The 21716-nt window shown below is 37.4% G+C and carries 18 protein-coding genes and 1 tRNA gene; 3 read left to right on the top strand and 16 right to left on the bottom strand.

All coding sequences use genetic code 11. From position 1 onward, the window contains the following. Positions 1-2 precede the first annotated feature (2 nt). The 3 genes from radA (at position 3) to FN756_RS07365 (ending at position 2561) form a co-directional block, all read left to right on the top strand. A complete protein-coding gene (gene radA, locus FN756_RS07375; protein WP_142602902.1) occupies positions 3-1397 on the top strand; it encodes a DNA repair protein RadA in 1395 nt (464 codons plus the stop codon). A 2-nt stretch (positions 1398-1399) separates the two neighbouring features. Continuing rightward, positions 1400-1930: a DUF1572 family protein gene (locus FN756_RS07370; protein ID WP_142602900.1), complete on the top strand. Its 531-nt coding sequence runs from the start codon at positions 1400-1402 to the stop codon at positions 1928-1930. A gap of 73 nt (positions 1931-2003) precedes the next feature. Beyond that, positions 2004-2561 carry a 2'-5' RNA ligase family protein gene (locus tag FN756_RS07365; RefSeq protein WP_142602899.1) on the top strand — a complete coding sequence of 186 codons (558 nt, stop codon included), beginning with the start codon at positions 2004-2006 and terminating at the stop codon, positions 2559-2561. A gap of 78 nt (positions 2562-2639) precedes the next feature. Here the strand turns inward: FN756_RS07365 and FN756_RS07360 are convergent, their stop codons facing one another. The 16 genes from FN756_RS07360 to FN756_RS07285 all read right to left on the bottom strand — a co-directional run bounded on the left by FN756_RS07360 (position 2640) and on the right by FN756_RS07285 (position 21622). Then, entirely contained in the window at positions 2640-3290 is a 651-nt protein-coding gene (locus tag FN756_RS07360; RefSeq protein ID WP_185955219.1) for a porin family protein, read from the bottom strand. A 213-nt stretch (positions 3291-3503) separates the two neighbouring features. Then, a complete protein-coding gene (locus tag FN756_RS07355) occupies positions 3504-3740 on the bottom strand; it encodes a 4a-hydroxytetrahydrobiopterin dehydratase (RefSeq protein WP_142602897.1) in 237 nt (78 codons plus the stop codon). A gap of 108 nt (positions 3741-3848) precedes the next feature. Continuing rightward, positions 3849-4202, bottom strand: coding sequence for an MmcQ/YjbR family DNA-binding protein (locus tag FN756_RS07350; protein WP_142602895.1), 354 nt, complete (start codon positions 4200-4202; stop codon positions 3849-3851). Continuing rightward, on the bottom strand, positions 4199-4882 hold the full coding sequence (locus tag FN756_RS07345; RefSeq protein ID WP_142602893.1) for a hypothetical protein: 684 nt from the start codon (positions 4880-4882) through the stop codon (positions 4199-4201). The genes FN756_RS07350 and FN756_RS07345 overlap by 4 nt, the downstream gene beginning before the upstream one ends. Positions 4883-4930: 48 nt before the next feature. Then, entirely contained in the window at positions 4931-7858 is a 2928-nt protein-coding gene (locus FN756_RS07340; RefSeq protein ID WP_142602891.1) for a DEAD/DEAH box helicase, read from the bottom strand. Positions 7859-8181: 323 nt separating this feature from the next. After that, entirely contained in the window at positions 8182-9447 is a 1266-nt protein-coding gene (nhaD, locus tag FN756_RS07335; RefSeq protein ID WP_142602889.1) for a sodium:proton antiporter NhaD, read from the bottom strand. A gap of 13 nt (positions 9448-9460) precedes the next feature. Next, positions 9461-11677: an alpha,alpha-trehalose-phosphate synthase (UDP-forming) gene (locus tag FN756_RS07330; protein WP_142602887.1), complete on the bottom strand. Its 2217-nt coding sequence runs from the start codon at positions 11675-11677 to the stop codon at positions 9461-9463. 15 nt (positions 11678-11692) lie between these two features. Beyond that, the gene (locus FN756_RS07325; RefSeq protein ID WP_142602885.1) at positions 11693-12547 is read right to left on the bottom strand and encodes a mechanosensitive ion channel family protein; all 855 of its coding nucleotides are present in this window, start codon (positions 12545-12547) and stop codon (positions 11693-11695) included. Between the two features lie 9 nt (positions 12548-12556). Further along, positions 12557-13291, bottom strand: coding sequence for a trehalose-phosphatase (gene otsB / locus FN756_RS07320; RefSeq protein WP_142602883.1), 735 nt, complete (start codon positions 13289-13291; stop codon positions 12557-12559). A 318-nt stretch (positions 13292-13609) separates the two neighbouring features. Further along, positions 13610-13681, bottom strand: a tRNA-Arg gene (locus FN756_RS07315). 362 nt (positions 13682-14043) lie between these two features. Beyond that, entirely contained in the window at positions 14044-14337 is a 294-nt protein-coding gene (locus tag FN756_RS07310) for a hypothetical protein (RefSeq protein WP_142602881.1), read from the bottom strand. A gap of 16 nt (positions 14338-14353) precedes the next feature. Then, positions 14354-15637 (bottom strand): TlpA family protein disulfide reductase, encoded by a 1284-nt coding sequence (locus tag FN756_RS07305; RefSeq protein WP_185955218.1) that lies wholly within the window; start codon positions 15635-15637, stop codon positions 14354-14356. A 134-nt stretch (positions 15638-15771) separates the two neighbouring features. Next, positions 15772-16899, bottom strand: a complete 1128-nt coding sequence (locus FN756_RS07300) for a TlpA disulfide reductase family protein (protein ID WP_142602877.1) — start codon at positions 16897-16899, stop codon at positions 15772-15774. A 64-nt stretch (positions 16900-16963) separates the two neighbouring features. Continuing rightward, positions 16964-18190: a thioredoxin family protein gene (locus FN756_RS07295; RefSeq protein WP_142602875.1), complete on the bottom strand. Its 1227-nt coding sequence runs from the start codon at positions 18188-18190 to the stop codon at positions 16964-16966. Between the two features lie 52 nt (positions 18191-18242). After that, positions 18243-19667 carry a RagB/SusD family nutrient uptake outer membrane protein gene (locus tag FN756_RS07290; protein WP_142602873.1) on the bottom strand — a complete coding sequence of 475 codons (1425 nt, stop codon included), beginning with the start codon at positions 19665-19667 and terminating at the stop codon, positions 18243-18245. 23 nt (positions 19668-19690) lie between these two features. Then, positions 19691-21622, bottom strand: a complete 1932-nt coding sequence (locus FN756_RS07285; RefSeq protein WP_262709400.1) for a SusC/RagA family TonB-linked outer membrane protein — start codon at positions 21620-21622, stop codon at positions 19691-19693. Positions 21623-21716: the final 94 nt, after the last annotated feature.

The following is a 21716-nucleotide window of genomic DNA, read 5'->3' as shown; positions in this document are numbered from 1 at the left end:
ATTTGAGTAAACTAAAAACCTCATATTTCTGCCAAAGCTGCGGTTACCAATCGCCTAAATGGTTAGGAAAATGCCCTTCTTGTAATGAGTGGAACACATTTGTAGAAGAAATTATTGAGAAAGTGAATACCAGTGTGCCTACCTGGAAACCATCCACTACCTCAACCAGTACACAAAGGGCTCAAAAACCACAGGAACTTGGTGAAATTGCCTATTCAGAACGGCAGCGAATTGTCACTTCCGACGGAGAACTCAACCGCGTGCTTGGCGGCGGTGTAGTTCCGGGCTCATTGGTATTAATTGGAGGCGAACCCGGAATCGGCAAATCAACCTTGATGCTTCAACTAGCACTTCATCTTAAAAACATGAAAGTATTATATGTTTCTGGAGAAGAAAGTGATCAGCAAATAAAGATGAGAGCTGAAAGAATGGTTCCGCCTAGCCCAAGCTCTGGAAAAGGGTGCTACATACTTACCGAAACCTCCACTCAAAATATTTTTAAACAGATAGAATTGTTAGAGCCTGGAATAGTGGTTATTGACTCTATTCAAACGCTTCATTCTTCCCACATTGAATCAACGCCGGGAAGTGTATCGCAAGTACGTGAATGTACTGCCGAGCTGCTTCGTTTTGCTAAAGAAACTGCTACTCCTGTTTTCCTGATTGGGCATATCACTAAAGATGGAATGATTGCCGGTCCGAAAATTCTGGAGCACATGGTTGATACTGTTTTACAATTTGAAGGCGACAGGCATTACTCCTACCGGATTTTACGAGCAATAAAAAACCGTTTCGGCTCCGCATCTGAACTCGGCATTTATGAAATGCGAGGCAATGGATTACGAGAAGTGGCTAACCCTTCAGAAATTTTATTGTCGCAGCGAGATGAACCGCTCGGCGGAATTGCCATTTCAGCCACCATAGAAGGAGCAAGACCCATGTTAATAGAAACACAGGCGCTGGTGAGCCATTCAACTTACGGAACGCCACAGCGATCAGCTACGGGCTTTGACGTGCGTAGAATGAACATGTTGCTTGCTGTGCTCGAAAAACGATGTGGTTTTAAACTCGGGATGAAAGATGTCTTTCTGAACATAACCGGGGGTATCCGCATTGAAGATCCGGCGATTGACTTAGGTTTGGTGGCATCTATCATTTCTTCTCATGAAGACATGCCTATATCGTTTAAGACTTGTTTTGCCGCCGAAGTTGGCCTTTCGGGTGAGATTCGAGCTGTAAACCGGATTGAACAACGCATCATGGAAGCTGAAAAACTTGGCTTTGAGCAAATATTCATTTCTAAATACAACAAAAAAGGTTTAGACCTTAAGAAATACGCAATTGAAGTAAAAACCGTTGGTAAAATAGAAGAAGTATTTAATCTGCTATTTGGATAATTATGGAAACAACTGGAGCTGCTTACCTGGAAAGTGTAAAGAAACGGTTTAGAAGCCTGAAAGAATTGGGAGATAAAACCTTTATACAATTGAGCGATACTGAAATGCATTTCGAACCCTGTACGGGTGTAAATTCCATTGCCGTTATCATTCAGCATTTAGTCGGAAACATGCATTCTCGTTTTACCGATTTTCTTACCTCCGATGGTGAAAAACCAAATCGTAATCGTGATGAAGAGTTTGAAGAGCAACTAATGCCCAAAGAAGAGCTTGAATCGAAATGGAATTCTGCCTGGCTTATTTTGTTTTCAACACTTGAATCGCTTACTGCCAGTGATCTTTTAAAAACAGTATTCGTTCGATCGGAAGAACACACTGTTTTAGATGCTATTAATCGTCAACTGTTGCATTACTCCTACCATGTTGGCCAGATCGCTTACATAGGTAAAATAATTAAAGGAAATGACTGGCAAACCTTGAGCATACCCAAGGGAAAATCAGACGAGTTCAATAAAAAAATGATGGGGAGATAGAGAAAAGAGTTGGGAGTCAGGAGTTGAAAAAGAGGCAAGAGTAATCAATTTTCGATTTAATATAAGGAGTTATATGGCTAGAGTTGACTTATACTTCATTGCTATACTTCCGCCGGATGAAATAGGCTCAAAAATTATAAAGCTAAAGCAACGTTTTGCGATTGAGTTCTCGGCTCCTAAAGGTTTGAAGATTTTGCCTCATATCACTTTACAAATGCCATTTAAAGCCGTTTCAACCAATGAACCTTTATTAATTGATTCACTTGAACGTTTTTCGACACACGAGAGTTCTTTCGAAATAAGATTGAACAGGTTTGGATTTTTTGCAGGCAGATTCAGCCATGTGGTTTATGTACATGTAGAGGAGAATCCTTCACTATCTGATTTACATCAGCATTTAATGACCTTTTTAAGGTCAGAAGCAGGTTTTAGTAAACAAGCTACTCCGTTTCATTTCAAACCACATCTTACCATAGCTCATCGAGATCTTTCAAAAGAACAATTTGAAAAAGCATGGCCGGAATTCGAACAGGCTCATTTCGAAGCAAACTGGACATGTCACTCATTTCATCTCCTAAAGCATGACGGTAAACAATGGCAACGTTTCAGGGAATTTATATTTCTCTTATAGATCAAAGTTTTTCTCAACACCAAAAAAAAGCGCTTTAATTTTAAAATTCAAAGCGCTGTAAAATAATGTTGTTAAAATTTATTGTTTTTCCGGTTGTTTTTCCGGTTGTTTTTCCGGTTGTTTTTCTGGTTGTTTTTCTGGTTGTGGCTGTATTCCTGCATCTTTCATCAACTGTCTCGCCTTTTTGTTTGGCACATAAACATGAAATCCTATCCCCAAACCAATTCGGTTGTTAATATTAGAACTTCCAAAACCAAAGGTAAGATTATACTTCAGCAGGCCTTCCAGGCCAACGCTTGGAGTCATGAACCAAGCCAAACCTGGGCCAAAACCAAATCCTATACCGTTTGTGTTTTCTCCACCTGAAATATTAATACCATTCAAGCCAGCATCCGCTTCAAAGAAAAATCGGCTACCCTTCATAATCTCGGTACTATTATCTGATACGTAGTACCTTCCAAATGCGCCTAAGCCATAATTAAACGTAGTACCCGCTCCCCCTCCTGTAATCAGTCCAAGTGTTACGGTAGGGCCTACGGCAAGGTTATTTTTAACAAAGAATCCAACTTCTGGTGTAATGGCAAAACTGAACGTATTACCTTCGTCACCGAAATTAAAATTAAAGCTAGAAATATTAGCCCCAGCCAATATATTTCCCTTTTGTGTTTGTGCGTTCGTTGCACACACCATTGTGAACAACATAACTGTGAGCGTAAATACCTTTTTCATAATCAATGAATTTTGATGTTAAAAACCAATACTACAATCTACTGCTATTCAGATTTTAAAATAAAATGAAATTAATGACAAAAAGATTTAAATGTTCCTTTAGCAATTTTTCATAGGCTATGTTTATACTGTAATTTACTATATTTTATTCAAAAACAGAACACAACCTATTGATAATCATATAAATATATGTTTTGTTGTGCAAATTTAAAATTAGCCTTTATAAACCTTGTCAATTGCCGCAGCTAATTTGTGATCACGTTCGGTTACCTTGTCGCCGGCATCATGTGTACAAAGATTGATTTCAACGCGATTGTAAACGTTTAACCAATTGGGGTGATGGTTCATTTTTTCGGCAATTAACGCCACTTTGTTCATAAATCCCCAGGCCTCAATAAAGTTTTGGAACTGAAAAGTTCGCGAAAGCTGATCGTTTTCTTCTTTCCACATGATTTTGTGATTTAAGGATAATTACTGCACCAAACTCATATATATAATAGCTTCTCAACCGCTGCTTTTCTAAAACAGCCTCAAAAACAACTTACAACAATTCACCAATTACTTCTCCAATAGTTCTTGTTTAAGCTTTACAGGCAAGCCGGCAATAACCAGGTTATAAGAATCATCTATCCAATGCAAGATTTCTTTATCAGTAAGAGCACCCTTGAAGTTAACCGTATTCCAATGTTTCTTACTCATATGATAACCGGGCTGTACCTCGGCATATTTTTCTCGTAATTCAATGGCATATTCAGGAGCACATTTTAAGTTGCAAAAGTTAGGATCGGACAAACTGATCAGGCAAAACATTTTACCTTTTACTTTAAACACCAATGTATCGTCTCCAAAAGGACATTCTTCTGTCACTCCATTTTTAGAAACACAATGATCTCTTAATAATTCAATGTTCATTTTCGAAGACGATAATAAATTTGCTCTTTCCCAAAATTATATTTAACACCAAGCGAAACGAAGCCATAAAAATCCTTGCTGTGACTAGCAGGATTCCACTCATAACCATCGAGCACATCACTAAACGATAAAGTAAATTGATAATTAATTGTGGCGCTAAAAGGATTCAAACCAGTTTTAGTTCTATAATGATAGGTGTAGCCAATGTTGAGCGGGAAAACAATCTCATTGTTTTTATTGTAAATGCTGATACCCTGAGTACTATCAGCAACCGCTTTTATGTCCGTGATATTATTAAAAATTAATCCCAAACCTAAACCTGCATAAATACTTTTGTAAAACTTATGCAGTTTGTTGGGATTGAAGTTCAGCAAATCGCCCAATCCCTGATTATAAGTGACGCCGATGTAATTATATTTATTTGTAAACTGACGGACAGTAGTTTCAGATCCACCTTCTAATTTACCCGTTTGAAATTCGAGCTTAAAAAATGAATAAGGAGTAACATTGGCATCAAGTGTGACTCCAAACGCGCTGCTGGTTATGGGATTCTCCGCATCCATAAAAGCGAAAGTAGCTCCCCCTTCAATACCAGCACTATAGCTGGTGTACACCAGCTGGGCATTACAATTAACGCTTAGCCAACAGAGCAAAACAGACAAAGTAAACCTTCTTAACATATTGATTTTCTTAATGTTAAGATAAGGCTATTCTGCACGAATACCAAATTATGAAAGTAGAGATTCTATATCTTCCTTGCTTAGGCTTTTAACAAAGCCTTCTTCAGCAGTAATTAAACTTTGGGCCAAACGCGTTTTACTGTCTTGCAAGGCTAAAATTTTCTCTTCCACGGTATCTTTAGTAATAAATTTATACACCATGACAGTATTCTTTTGTCCGATGCGATGAGCACGATCAATAGCTTGGGCTTCAGCAGCAGGATTCCACCATGGATCTAATAAAAACACATATCCTGCACGAGTAAGATTTAAACCAGTTCCCCCAGCTTTTAATGATATCAGAAACACTTTTACCGTTTCATCATTTTGGAAGCGATCCACTTGCTCCTGTCGATTTTCGGTGGAGCCATCCAGGTAGCAATATGAAATGCATTGCTCCTCTAAAAAGGTGCGTACCAATTGCAAATGATTTACAAACTGACTAAAAACCAACACCTTATTTTTTTCATCGGTAACGGTTTGAAGCATGTCTTTTACTTCGTCCAACTTCCCAGATAGGCCATCATATTTCTTATCAGCCAATTGAGGATGATTAGCGATTTGACGCAATCGCATGAGACCTTCCAAAAGTTGAAATTTAGATTTTCCTTCTTCCAATTCCTCCAAAATCAACCTGCGGCACTGTGCCTTCATTCGCTCGTATATTTCCTCCTGGTCAGAAGACATTGCGCAATAATGAATATTGATGGTTTTTTCAGGGAGATCAGCTGCCACCTGCGACTTTAGGCGTCGCAACACAAAAGGTTTAACCATGGCATGCAATCTAATTGCACGATTTTCGTCTGCATTTTTTTCAATTGCCTGAGTATATTCCTTTTTAAACCATGTTTGCGTTCCCAGCAAACCTTGATTTATAAAGTTCATTTGTGACCAAAGATCCATAGTTGAATTTTCAACCGGGGTACCTGTAAGAATTAAGCGGTGTTTACCTTGCAATTCCATTACCGATTGAGCAATTGTCGAGGATGGATTTTTAATCGCCTGAGCTTCATCTAATACAATGTAATTGAAATAAAACGAACGGAACAAGTCCAAATCCTGACGCAATACCGGATAGGAAGTAATTACGATATCTGCTTTTGAAAAATGCCGATTTGTTTTAGCCCGATCGGAGCCCGCATGCACTACAATCTTAAGCTCAGGAGCAAACCTGCGGGCTTCAAGATGCCAGTTATATATTAAAGATTTAGGTAAGACCAATAAAGATTTATGACCGGGCATGTACTCTTTCTGCCATTGTAAAAGAGCCAATGTTTGTACTGTTTTACCCAGACCCATATCATCTGCTAAACAACCACCCAAATCGAACTCATTCAAAAATCGCATCCAATTGTAGCCTGCTTTTTGATAAGGACGAAGTTCGCCTATAAAACCGGCAGGCAAGTCATATTCCTTTAATTGATCGATGTTTCTCAACTGCTCCAGCTTTTCACTTATATTGAGTTTAAGTAATTTGTTTTTTTGAAGTTCCTGAGCCAAAGCCAAATGATGCTTCTTTAGCAATAAAACATCGCCCTCTTGCTCTTGCACAAAATTCAATAAGCCGGAATAATGCTCAAACCAAGTATCGGGAATGATGGCTGTTTCGCCATTAGGCAAAACAAGTTCATGTTTGCCCTGCTTAATTTTTTGATAAATGCTGATAAACGGAATTTCAAACTCACCAAATCGAACGACAGCTTTAACATCGAACCAGTCACGATTTTCGCTAACCTGCAAATCAATCTTAGCTTCACCAATAAAATAGTGTTTAGCTTCATCAGAAGTCCCTTCCGGTTGTTTTACGATCACTCCATTTGCTTTCAATGCAGCATAATTCCTACTTAACCAATCAAAGGCCTTTTTACGCGGCCAGGCTATCTTATGTCCGGCAAGGGCTAAACCAGATGAAGTGAACCAGCTATTAATATCAGATTCAATAATTTCATTACGGCTTACCTTATAGAAAGTGTAATGATCATTTTCTGTAATGAGCTTAACGGTGTTGCCTCCTAAACCGCTTCGAAAGGTAAATCGTCCATACAAAAACTTAAGTTCAAAAACCATCAGTCCCTCTGTGACGGAAGCTCTGGCTGTATCAAAGATATTTTGTTGTGTTGATGGTTTTTCTTCAGCAATATGTAAAACGGCAGACGGCATTGATGTTTCTGAAATAATATCAAAACCTGCAGCATGCACTTCATTGGCTGCCACCATGGGCTTAATAAATTTTTCAAAATAATCTGCTTCGCGTTCTTTGGGGATGATGATCACATCGCGTGTAAGAAATGGCTGTAACTTTTTGCCATCACTGTTCTCATCAAAAGAATAAATCATTTCTCCCGCAATAAGAATTACAGGCTCCAAACAGAAGAGCGAAGACCCATTGTTTGTAACCGAAACGGGTTGTTGATTAAAAAACACTTGAACTTGATAACACAAGCCCTCAGCATTTCTACTAAAAAAATAACCTAACTCAGCTTGCGCCGTAGCGTAATTCAGCTGTTTCCACATCGGCGGGCCTTCTTTACTGAATTCACAAACATGTTTTGACTTCGCTAATTCGAGAAAGCGTTTACGAAGCTTATCAGTATGCTGGCGAACAAAAGTGCGAATTGGATCAAGCGCTTTATCTAATTTCCCTTTCACATAATATTTGTCAATGAATTGCTGAATGTTTCTGGTGGATTTATCACTAAACTTCTTATAAACCGCCTGAGGATCCATTAATTCAGAAAGCCCAATCAGTTCCCGATCCAAATCATCCATATTAATTTCAAAATCGTTCATATTACCCGTGGTAACTGATTTAAATGCAAAACCTAAGTTTCCATCTTCATTACACTGAACAACAAAAGGTTTTAACAGATGTCCAAATTGCGGATGAACATCCAATGCATAAATGAGTTTAAAAGGCAACTTGGTCGAAACGCTCATTAGTATGGGTTTTAATTATCATAACAACGGAAGAATAAGCCGTTGGTGAGTTTGGTTTATTATTTACAGAAGACAAAAAAAGCGTAACCGTGATTGATTACGCTTTGTGAACAGAATGCAAAGTTGCTAATTAATAAGTCAAAATGCCAAGAAAACCGTAAATGGCTTTTAAACTAATGCTTGTAAACTCCTTAGAAAAAACGGGATCACGCACAAACAAGGCACGGTTATAAGATTCAAGGAAGAAGCGCTTTGTGGCTTTACTGCATAAAAATATAGAATCCTTTTATAATTGTTACTTTCAGAAAGTTATTAACGGACCACTAGTGCGATTGCAATATAAAAACAATAGCACCTGAAAAATAGCCCAGTAAAGCTAATAAAGTGATGTTTCTCAGATACCAAAAGAAACTGATTTTCTCCATGCCCATGGCTGCTACACCGGCAGCTGAACCAATGATGAGTGCACTTCCTCCCGTTCCTGCTGAATAAGCCAATAAGCCCCAAAAGTAATGATCAACGGCATATACCTGTAAATCATACATACCCATTGAAGCAGCCACAATAGGTACATTATCTACGATAGCAGAAAGCAGTCCAATTGAAAGAACTAAAATATTTACGTTCCCTATTTTCGCTTCCATTACAGAGGCAAATTGTTTTAACTGCCCTGTTGATTCGATTGCCGAAATAGAAATAAGAATACCAAGAAAAAATAATACACTCGGCATATCAATTTTTCGAAGAGCATGCAGCACTGAATATGCGTTTTTGTCTATTTCATCTTTGTCTTTGTGTATGATTTCAGAAATAATCCAAAGCAGTCCCAAGCCAAAGAGCATTCCCATAAAAGGTGGCAAATGAGTGGTCGTTTTAAAAACAGGAACGAAGAGCAGAACCCCTATCCCGGAAAAGAAAATCACTTTTCGTTCAAAAGTAGAGGCTGCATCAGCCTTCGCTTTGGTAAAAGCAACTTTATTAACCTTCCCCTTTATCCTGAAGGTAACGAAGATCAAGGGTACAATCATGCAAACCAAACTTGGAAGGAACAAATTAACCAAAGTATATTTTGTAGTGATTCGACCGCCAATCCAAAGCATGGTAGTGGTAACATCTCCAATGGGCGACCAAACACCTCCTGCATTAGCCGCAATCACCACCATACCTATTAAAAGGAGCCTATCATTTTTATCCGCTATGAGTTTTCGCAGTAAAGAAACCATTACAATAGTGGTGGTAAGATTATCTAGAACGGCTGACAATAAAAATGAAAGGATACAAATTATCCAGATTAACTTTTGCTTATTGGAGGTCTTAATAGCATTGGTAATCACATCAAACCCATCATGGGCATCAACGAGTTCAACAATTGTCATTGCACCCATTAAGAAGAAAATGATACCTGAAATTTTTCCTAAATGATGGCTTAATTGTTCGGTTATAGATTCAGGATCTCCTGCATAAAAAGCATAGAACGTCCAGCAGAGCACCCCTGTGAGTAAAGCAGATGCAGCCTTATTAACATTTATTACATGTTCAAGCGTTATAAATAAATAGCCAATTATGAACGTTACGGTAATGATTCCCATTAATAAATAGTAATTAAATAGCTGCCATACTTTTTATAAGGTCGGCGGCCCAAGAGTAAATATTATTCCCCACAATTACTTGCCGCATTTGTTTCATCCGTAACTGTTGCTCATCCTCCGGCATTTCCAACGCTTTTTTTATTGCATCAGCAGATTTTTCAATATCATATGGATTAATAATGATTGCTCCTTGCAACTCTTGTGACGCACCTGCAAAACGACTTAAAATAAGGGAGCCATCGTTATTACCCCTTGTGGCAACGAATTCCTTTGCCACTAAATTCATTCCGTCATGTAAAGAGGTAACCATGCAAAAGTCGGCAGAAGCATAGTAAGGTGTTATTTCCTCATGACTATGATGACGCTTTAACAGCAATATGGCCTTCCAGTTTTTCGACTTGAAACGCCAATTAATGCGCTCGGCTTCCTTTTCAACAGCATTTTGCATGTCAGAATAACTTTTTAACAACGTACGGCTAGGGGCACCAATTTGCACAAACGTAAACTTCCCTTGATAAGTTGGATTTTTTTCCAGGAAACGTTCAACAGCAAGGAATTTTTCAATAATGCCCTTGGTGTAGTCAATCCGGTCAACACCAATGCCCATAAATTGTGCGGTGATACCATTCTCCTGAAGCAGATGAGCTGCACTCGATTTTGGCGTTACCTTATCATAATCTTTTAAAGTAAACGCTATACTGATGGGAAACGGCTTGACAAGAGTTGTATGTCCTGCCTTACTAACTGAAAAATTCTCCCACAACACTCTTGATTCCAAGGCACTATTAACCGTTTCCAGAAAATGATTACAATGGTACTGGGTATGAAATCCGATCAAATCCGCACCAAGCATTCCCAGTAATATTTCTCTTTGCCAAGGGCAAATGCCAAATGATTCAGGATTTGGCCATGGTATATGCCAAAAGATCGCCACTCTGGCTTTCGGCTTTTCGCGCTTGATCATTTCGGGCAAAAGCGCAAAATGATAGTCTTGTATTAATATAAATGGCTCTTCTTCATCGGCTGTTTCGGCCAAAACTGCTTTTGCAAAATTCTCATTAACTTGTCGGTAGTACTTCATATCCACCTCTCTAAACGTTGGGCGGGTATGGGCAATATGACAAAGAGGCCATAATCCTTCATTCGAAAAACCGTAATAAAAATGGTCTTCTTCTTCTTTCGTTTGCCATAATCTTCTCAAAGTGTATTTTGGCTCTTCCGGTGGCACCTGAATTTTATCATGTATATCCACGGTTTCTCTATCGGCATCTCCTGATCCGGAGGCAATCCACAAACCACCACATGCTTTTAATATTGGCTCCATAGCGGTAATCATACCACTGGCAGGCACTATGCATTTTATTCTTTTCCCCTCATGAAAGTGCATATAGGGTTCACGATTAGACACCACCACCATCTTTCTGTTTTCCAACAGGTTACTCACCTCTACCTTCAATCGTTCAGGAGTCCAGATTGCAGCACTATGTGTTCTTAGCAGGGCTTCTTCTTTGGCAATTTCTTTGGCTTCATGCATTGCTTTGGCAATGTGTACAATTTCTGTATGAAGCGGAGCAAGAAAACCTGCCGGTGGTTCTTGCAACTGGTTTATATTCCCCACTCGTGCAGCTTTCACCCATTCAACAATTTTATTAATTGGGCTAAAAATCCCCCATCTAATTATCACAACGGTAACAAACGATACGATCAAAGCCTGTACAAACCATCTTAAGAAATTTCTTAACCAAATTCCGCTAATTATATTTCCTATGTAATCTGCGTCTACATAAAGTACAATTGCTTTGTTTGAAATATTATTGTCCTGCTGTATCGGCCGTATGTACAATAGTGTTTTGGGATGACCGTTAGAAACATAATTGAATAGCGAGGTATCAGCCACTAATGCCTGAGTAATATAATCAAGCGATGATGGTATCAATGATGCAACCGCTTTATTAACAAGGATGCTATCATTATTAAAATAAACGGCCATGCCAATCAAATGATATTTGACACTTATACTATCAAGTATGTGCTCTGCACGATTTTTATTGTTTTGGAAGAAGGATAAAAAGCCACCCCGGCCAATTTCTTCGGCTATTTGACTTGTTCTTACTTCAAGTTCATTATTAAGCTTTGTTCTTTCAGTTGATATCTGGTGGTATGTAAAGCCAAATACTACTAATCCAACGGCGAAAATAATAGATAAAGTAAGTGCTAAATTTAATTTCATACTAGTAATTTAAAACTATTTAACCTGATGAACAACCCTTTGTGGAAATGGAATCTCTATTCCTTCTTTGTCAAAAGCAATTTTCAATCTTTTTCTCAATTCACCGGTCACGTCCCATTGCTTAAGCGGTTGTGTTTCTCCTAAAATTTTAATCATTATAGAAGAATCTGCAAAATCATCAATACGTAAAAACTGAGGAGGTTTTATAATAAACTCTTTCCATTGTGAATCTTCAGATAGTTCAATTCCTATTTCATTTACCACTTCTATAACGTGATCAAGCTTAGCCGCATATGAAATGCCTATATTCAGGTTAATCCTCGAAAAGTATTTTGAAAGGTTGGCCACTTTTTTGACTTCCCCATGTGGAACATGATGCACAGTTCCGTCCAAATCCCTAAGTGTGGTCATTCGCAAACTAATATCTTCAACCAAACCCGAGGTGCCTTCAAAGTCAACCACATCCCCTATCCGGTATTGATTTTCCAGGATAATAAAAAACCCGGAAATTATATCGCGTATAAGGTATTGCCCCCCAAAACCTACTGCCAATCCAATAATTCCGGCACTTGCCAAAACCGGCCCGATTGGAACACCAACTTCTTGAAGAATCATCAGGACTACGATGGCCAAGAGAACGATGTTACTTGCTCCCTTAAAAATTCGAATTAAGGTATCTTCTCTTTTTTTCTGTGCATGCTTAGAGAGCCTGGTATCAGTAATAACAGAGATTCTTACCGTTTTTTCAATAAATTTTTTTAGCACTTTATTTAAAACATAGCCCCCTATTACAATGAATATAATTTTTATTCCTTGTGATAAAAGCCACGGTATCAAATTTTCAATCCAGCTAGTAAGTATTTCTTTCATAATTATTTATTATAACTGTTCTAAAAACAATAACACTTCTTCTACAGACTTCATTCTGTATTTTGCGAGTATATTTCCCTCTCCCACCTTAATAGTTAAGGCATTTTTATGCGATAACAAGCACTCAAACATATCTTCATCTGTCTTGTCATCACCTATGCATATTATCCAATCATAATTACCCTGTTCAACCAGATCTTTAGTTGCAATTCCTTTGCTCGTTTCCTTAGATATGATTTCTACCACTTTATTACCATCAATGATTTTTAAATTGTTCAATTGCACGATGCCTTCCAGCTTATCAATCAATTTTCTGGAATATAAATAGCCGGTCTCTTCATCTGCGTTTCTGTAATGCCATGCTAAAGAAAAACTTTTCTGTTCAACAAACGACTTTGGGCATATTGCTGTAATGCTATCCATTACTGGAGCAACTTCGCTTTTCCACAAACTATCATTTATTCGTTTTTTCCAGCCGGTATGATCTTTTGCCATTGCCCCGTGTTCAGCAATAATATCAATTGGTAAATGGCCAATAAAGTGCTCTATATCAATATGACTCCTACCTGTAATTACAATTGTTTTTGTTTGCACCTTTTCAGTTAATTGTTTCAAAACCTTAATGGTTTGCTGGGTAGGATTGGCCTGGCTGGGCAATGAGGAAAGATTCACAAGAGTACCATCATAATCAAGCAGCACAAGTCTTTTTGAAGCATTCTTGTAGTGTTGTAATTGTTCGATCATTCAATCTGTTTTAGTTTACATTCTATTACTCTTCCTTTAAAGTAAATAATTTGTGAAAAAAAACACGTCAGGCGTAGCGGAAGGGATTATTATTAATTAAACGGAAATTACCGTAAATTATTTTAAATCATTGAATCCGTTTGAGCAGTTCGACTGTTCTCATCAAACAGAATCACTAAAATTTAACCTAGGGAAATGACAAATTAGGGAGCAGCATCTAATCTTGTGGTAGAACTTAGATTTGTTTAACCTATGTTGTACCCCAAAATAAAAAACCCTCGTAAATAATACATTTACAAGGGATTCTGATGTATTCTGTGGTCCCTACAGGAATCGAACCTGTACCTCGAGAACCGGAATCTCGAATTCTATCCATTAAACTAAAGGACCAGAATTTAGAAATGGGAAATGGCAGATTAGCATTATCCATCAATTGTTAGCGGAGGCAAATATAGTTTTTTTAAAATCATTCGAAATCAAAAAAGATCCTGAGGGCAATTTCATTTAACAAAAACAGCCCGGAGATTAATCCGGACTGCAATTTATTGATTGGTACCTTAAAATTAATTCATTTTCATTGCGGGCATTGAACCTTTGTAAAAGGTTGTTAACCCTACAGCATAGTTATCAAACTCAGTTTGAAGCCGGGCAATCATATCTGCTTTAGCGTCCTTTGTTCATTAAATGCCGCCTTGGTTTTTATGGTTATTCAGAGTTACAATTGGTCCACAGTGACTTATCTCATGAGTGTATCATGTATTTGTATTCAAAACAAGTCCTTTGAAAATTGATGAGTACAATTGTAAGCGTTGGGGAAGCTTACACAAGAATGAACTTGCCGTAGCTGAAAAGCAAATGGAGGGAATCGTAAAAAAGTTGCCAATTTGGTTGATGAAAATTCGATCTGTCTGGGTAAATTCAGAAGCCACAACACCAACAGCCGTATCATGTGCAATTTTTAAACGTTCAGCAAATTCAAGTCCAGAATCACTATTTCTTATAGGCGTTGCCAAAGCATTGAAAAGGGGCTCTCCAATATCAAACAAATTCGTTTTTTTTTGTTTATAAATTCTCTGCCAAATAACTATCTATTTTTACCAACGCCTGAGGCCCCATTTCTCTAATAACGACCTTTCCTTTTGGATCAATTAACATCGTGGTGGGGTAAGCCTGAATCTGGTAATTCTTCATAAGATTATCACTTTTAGGCGCCAATTGGGTCCAATCCAGCTTTTGTTCGTTTATTATTTTTTTTGCTCTCACTAACTCAGGATCAGATTCGCGGGCAATGCTTACAAATTCGATATTTTTACTTTTATATTTCTCATGCAATTTTTTTAAATCAGGCAATGATTCAACACATGGATGACACCAGCTTCCCCAGAAATCAATCAGGATATATTTACCTTTTAACTGTTGAGTGGAAAAATCTTTGGATGAAAAAATATCCTTGCCCGATATTTCAGGTGCTATTGAATTAACCGTGGCTTCAAATTTTGTTTTTGCGATTAATTCAATCTGCAGTAAATCTTGTTTTAATTGTTTTACTCTATAAAGGGCATGTCCAAACCTTAATGTATCTGTTGGATTATAACGATAAATATTTTCATTTGAATCTTCATTTTCTGATTTTACTGAGATATAATGGTGTTTTAAAGGGTATAAGCCAAAATAATCATTGTTTACATAAAAATTATATTTTTTGCCGTCAATCACACCGGTTCCGCATTTGTATGAATCTATCATTAAAGTTAGGTTCGCTTTTTTTTCAATTTCATTCTCGTAATAAGTAATCTCATTAGGATCCATTTTCATTGAAACCGTAGTAGGTTTAATTTCCTTTCCATTAAAGTAATCTACCGAAATCTCGACCCTGGGAAGTGTGTTTATTTTTTCTTTCAAGTTAAATGTAAACACCTTATCATCGCTAAAATCCAAATTATTGTTAGCGTCAACTATTACATCTTTATTATTCAATGAGTCCAAGCCTATGAATACTGATGCATAATTTCTTTTGATCTTTTGATTAGTTACACATGCAGTATCTAATGGGCTATTTTTAATCTTATTTAAATAGTTTTCCAGAGTGATACGATCTTCCATTAAAGCTTCATATACAGATTGATTATAGTTAAATGTCCATATTCTGACATTCTGGAGGACATATTTCTTTTGTGGAATGCCTTTATAAATGGAAACATCTCTTACCGGTAGAGCTGGCATATATTGATTAACCAAAGGATTTGCACCCATTTTTGATTGTAAAGCTATAGTATAGGTTTGTGCCAACGCTGGAACACAATTGTACAACAGAATAAATAATACCGATTTAAATAGTTTTTTCATAACAAACAAAATTTTAACTGATAACTTAAAACAATAGAAAAGAGAGGAGATCAACATGTCACACGGGTCCAAGGACAATTAAGCGCATTTTTCACACACCGAACAAGCCTAAGCCTTATAGCTAATCGCAAAACCTAGTTTAACAATTCGGCTAATTTTTTGTCAAGTTCTTCCCCACGTAAATTCTTGGCAATGATTTTACCGTCCTTGTCAATCAAATAATTTTGCGGTATTGCTCTAATCCCATAAAGAGCAGCGACCGCATTTTTCCAGCCTTGTAAATCGCTTAGCTGTGTCCATTCTAATTTATCGCTTTCAATAGCCTTTACCCAGGCTTCCTTCTTGCCCGGATTGTCTAAAGAAACTCCTAAAACTGTAAAGTTTTTATCTTTGAATTTATGAAAAGCCGCCACGACATTTGGATTCTCAGCACGACAAGGACCACACCAGCTGGCCCAGAAATCCAACAGAAGGTACTTTCCTCTAAAATCAGATAGTTTTACTTCCTTACCATCCCTATCAGGCTGTGAAAAATCAGGTGCTACAGCACCTTTTGCTGTTTTTTTAGCCGTCAAAATCCTCTTGGCAAAATCCTGACCTTCAGTAGTATTTTTAACCGATGCTGACAAATTATTAAAAAAAGGCTCTACCGTTTCCACCTCATCAATCGATGAACCGGCAATTTCCTTTAAGGCCACTAAACTGAAATACGAATCAGAGTTCTTTTTAATGTATTCCTTCTGAATTTTCTGCTTTTCTGCATTAATCGGCTTAAATTTTTCCATTAAGCGTTTGGCCAAACTTCCATCCTTTTTCTCCGCATCAGTTCCGGCAGCCCATTCCTTATCAAGCTCTGCAATCGCTAAGGTTTGCGCGGCAAAAAGTTTGGTATAGCGCGCATATTCAACACTTAATTTAGCCCCTGAAATAGTCGCATCTTTAATCGACTCTTTTGTAGTTAATACAACTTCCCCTTTATCTAAATATAAAGTATACGTATCCGAATTTGCATCCATTCTTTGGCCTGATTGAGCAAGTGTTAATGTTGCAGAGGTAGGTCCTGAAACTTTTCCGGAAAAAGAGAACATCCCATTTACCAACTCTGCTGAATCGATCTTATTTTTACCTTCTGCTCTATACTTCAAATAAGCTTTAGCTTCTTTTTTTTGATTTGCGACCTTACCTTGTATACTAAAGGTTTCATTTTGTGCCCAAACCAAAAATGGAAAAGACATAGCTATTGTTACAATTATCTTTTTCATCGAAATTTCCTTTTTATAAAGAAGCTTGCAAATACATATGCAAGCTTCGTATTATTTTTTTCTATTAACTTTTGTTCTGCTCTAACTTGGCCTTTTCTTTCTCTATCAATCCTTTAACCATTTCAATCTGACTATCAATATCCTTGGTTGAATTACCCGCTTTAACCTCATAATCTCTCATCTCATTTGCTACCAAAAGCGCTTTATCGAAATGATAATTTCTCCAGAGTATATAAAAATAGGTGTTCAAATAACGGGGATTATGATTTCTTTCCAATAGATCTTCCATCCATTTTATTCCGGCAATGCCTGCATCTTTCTTGCCTGTACAATTACCCAATAAACTCGTTAATGCAAGTGTATACTGATCATTGTTTTTTCCATATTTATCTAAAAACGCTGTCCCTCTTCTCATATATTCGACCTTGTCCTGGTATGCTTCAAACACGTTATAAAACATGGCGTACTCGTCAAAATAAGGGTAATTTTTAGCTTTGAACTTCAGCATTGCGGCTTCGAATTCCGGCCTTGCTTCCATGACCAAGTTCTTTAAATACCATAAATAAGTAGTTGCAATGAATTTATCTATCTCAGCCGCACCAGCTGATTGGGCATATGCATTACGATTGGTTTCAAGGTACTCAAAGATAGATGAGAAGGGTGCCGCCCCAACCGTTTTCACTAGTTCAAAAGTGCTTTTCTTAGTCTTATCTTTTGCGCTTAACGCGTTAAAATAGTTGACAAAATCAGCGCTTGCCCTTTCTCCCTGATACTCCTTTTTAAGTGTTGAAAAATATTTAGCGAGGAACTCTTCCTTGCGGTTGCCGCCATCCCATTCTTTAATTAAGGATGCCAAATTCCTTTTAGGATCCACAGCTATTTTTGCAAGTTCAATAAGTCCATCGGCAGATCGAGATCCTGCAGTTGAATGTACCATAACACCATTCTTATCTACAAACATTAAAGTAGGATAAGCATAAACCTGGTACTTTTTACCCAGTTCAACACCAACTCCCTTATCGTCGCACTGAATTTTACAATTGATAAAATTGGTATTAAAATAGCTGCCTACAGTAGCCTGTGGGAATACCTCATTAGACATTTGTTTACATGGCCCACACCATGAGGTGTAAAAGTCAATAAACACCATTTTGTTTTCAGCTTTAGCCTTTGCCAGCGCTTCATCCAGGTTGTGAAGAAACTCAATTCCCTGTGCCTTGGCAATCACCGGAGCAACCATCAGCACTAGAACAGCGATATAAACCGCATATATTTTTCTGATTATTTTCATTTTTATTGCATTTAAGAAGATGAATAATTATTAATTATGACTACTCCAATTCCTATAAATATGCATTATTTTGAACAAGCTTAGGGTTTGCGCTTAACTCATGAGCTGGAACTGGATATAATTCAGTTCCTTGTTTCCAAGTTTGCGATTGAGAAAGTGGCTTCAAAACAGCTTCGGTTCTTTTTGTACGTTTCAAATCAAGCCAACGATGACCCCACTCGGCAAAAAACTCCACTTTGCGTTCTTGTTCAATTGCTTGCAATAAGGCTTCTTTAGTTGAAACTGAAATATTCGAAATGCCTGCTCGTTGACGTACCAAATTAACATCTGATTGACCTTCTGTAATTTTTGATAATTGAGCACGCGCTTCAGCACGAATAAAGTATTGTTCAGCCAACCTGAAAACCACATAATACTCTGTTACAGTAGCGCCAGTTGCTTTATATTTAGCCGGATACGCCCATGTTAAATCATTAGGATTGCTAAATCCAACCCAGTTAGTTTTTCTTTTATCATTTAGCTCAAATGAACCCAATAGATTTTGTGTCAATTGATAGGTGGGTTGGGTAACCCCAGTAACTAAAAATAAAGTTGCTTCAAGAGTATTGGTATTAGCACGTACAGGTTGTAATTGCCAAATTGTTTCCGGACTATCCTTCTTAAAAACTTTATCAACCGTTTGTAAGGAATAAACCCCTGAAGAAATAACAGCATTTGATTCATTCTCTGCATCTTGCCATTTTTCAGTATATAAATAAGCTCTTGCCAGAAGCGCAGTTGCAGTCCATTTGTTAGGACGAAGGTGCTCTGCGGTAACATATGTATCTGTTAAAAGATTTTTGGCGTCTTTTAAATCAGAAATAATCTGCGCCCATACCTTATCAGACGGAGTGCGAGGGATTAACATATTATCCTGGTAAGAGGTATTTAGAACCAAAGGAACATCTCCAAATAAGTTTACCAAATAGAAATAACAAAAAGCACGCATAAACTTCGCTTCCCCTTCGAGCTGTTTCTTTACTGCGTCTGACATTCCGGTAGCGGTAGACAAACCACTAACAATGGCATTCATTCGATAAATATATTTATAGCCATCTCTCCAAAAGGCCTGAACATAAGTATTGTCTGGCGTTAAATTATGATCATTAAACTGCTTAAAGGGAGGCTGTGTCAAGCCAGTACCCATGTAGGAAAGTTCATTCGCAGAAAGACCCGCTTGAGACGACATGGCCGCACAAACAAAGGATCCATTGCTTCCAAATTGATCATTCATCATATCAATATAAGTGGAAAGCATGGCAGCAGTTGCGGTATTATCACTCTTAAATATTTTATCCTCCGTTATTTTGTCCGGGGGATTTCCAATGTCTAAAAAATTAGAACAAGAAGGCAATGCAGTTAAGGCCAAGCAACCCATCAATACTATTCGACCTGAAAATCTGATTGTATTTTGAAATGTATATTTTAAAAGTTTCATAATTAATCAATTGAAATGAACAATTAAAAAGTTACCTGTAAGCCTGTTGAAATAGTTCTCAATGGCGGCATCGTGCTAAAAGACATTGTTTCCGGATCACCCAATTTATAAGGAGTTGCAGTAAACAAATTTTGTCCTTGTACATAAATCCGAATATTATCTGCCATTATTTTATGGGCAATTTTCTTATCAAGCTGGTAAGAAAGTGAAGCATTTTTCAACCTTAAGAATGAGGCATCAGTTATACGTGCGTCTGAATAATTTGCATAATAACTATAAACAGTAGTTGGCGTACCCGTTTGTGAGAACTTTTGAATATCAGTAATATCTCCAGGATTTTGCCAGCGACCTAAAACATAAGTAGGTTGATTAGATCTTAAACCAGGAGTTGCAAAGTTTATACTGGTTTTTCCTTTTTGCTTAACAAAGTTGAAAAAGAAATCCAGTGTCCAAGATTTATAGGTCAATGTATTTTGGAGGCCTCCATAACTGCGCTGAGCTAAATCATAAATTTGAGTACGATCTGTTGCAGGATTCATCCCTGCCAATTTATATACTCCTGTTTGAGGATCTACGCCTTGATACTGAATCCATTTTGAAGTAGTAATCGGCATACCGATTGAATATACACTAGCATAAGGGGAGATATCCAGATTAGGATAAGCAATTAGTTTATTTCGAGGAATAGTGATATTAAAACCTGTTTTCCAGGTAAAATCTTTGAGATGGATATTGGTTGAGTTTAAGGCAAACTCCCAGCCTGAATTCTGCAGTATTGCATCCATATTTGCAGTCACATTTGAAAATCCAACTTGCACAGGAAGATCATATCCGACCAATTGATTATCTGTTTTATTCAAATAATAATCGGCAGATAAATAAATCCGATCTCTCAAAAAACCTAATTCCATTGCTGCTTCCCATTTCCTGTTGCGTTCCCAATGATAATCAGGATTATACAAGTTTGCAGGATAAAGACCGCTTACTCCTTGATAGGAAACCGCTGAATTTGTAGAATTCCACAATGAAAGATATTGATAGCTTGTAATTCGGTCGTTACCGGTAACCCCATAGCTGGCTCTCAGTTTTCCAAAACTCAGGAAGCTTAGATTCTTCATAAAGTTTTCTTCTGAGAAAACCCATGCAGTACCAATCGCGCCAAAATTTCCGTATTGTTTACCGGGCCCGAATCGGGTTGAACCGTCACGCCTTGCCGAAACATTTACCAAATATTTACCATCCCAATTATAACCGATTCTACCAAACAAAGCTTCATAACGATAATTTTCATAGCCACTGGTTACAGATTTGTTAGATGCAGGGCTTGGAGAGAAAATCATCTCATCACTAGTATAACCACTGGCACTGATTTTTGTATTTAATACAAGTTGGTCTTGAAAACTACCTCCAACTAAAAAGTCTATTTTATTTTTACTCCAATTCTTGTTATATGTCAATTGAGGCTCAAGTATCCAGTTCTTTTGAGTTGCATTATAAAAATCTGCCGTAGCAAGCTGGGTACCAAATGGACTTTGAGATTTGATAGGATTTGTACCTGTTTGATCCATTTTTACCAAATTGTAACCTCCATCAAGCTTCGCTACCAATCCATCGGTTAATTTATAGCTTATATTTAAACTTGAAATCATATTTTCAGTTAATCCAACGTATTTTTTAAAGGTATAAGCCAGTGGATTACTGAAATTTACTCCTTGATCTCTCCAAACTAAATTACCAAGCGAATCAAGCGGATATGGTGCATTTGGAATGGTAGTAATCAAATTCAATAGATCGGTTGAATTAAGATTATTCTTATCTGAATTGTAGCTGGCGTTTAGCGCTACCGTTAATTTATTATCTTTTGAATGGTGAGCCACATTTGAATTAAAACTAATTCTATTATCAGAAAAATCACCATAATAAATTGGAGTTTCACGATGATAACCTGTAGAAATGTAATCTTCCCCAAAAACAGCTACGATAATAAGTGTAGTAGTTTATAACTTTAGGGAAATGAAAAAAAGCAATTTTACCGAATCACAGATCATT

The sequence above is a fragment of the Solitalea koreensis genome (assembly GCF_900182575.1).
GTDB lineage: Bacteria > Bacteroidota > Bacteroidia > Sphingobacteriales > Sphingobacteriaceae > Solitalea > Solitalea koreensis.
The sequence above is the reverse complement of the archived record's forward strand: the minus strand, read 5'-3'. Positions and strand labels throughout refer to the sequence as shown.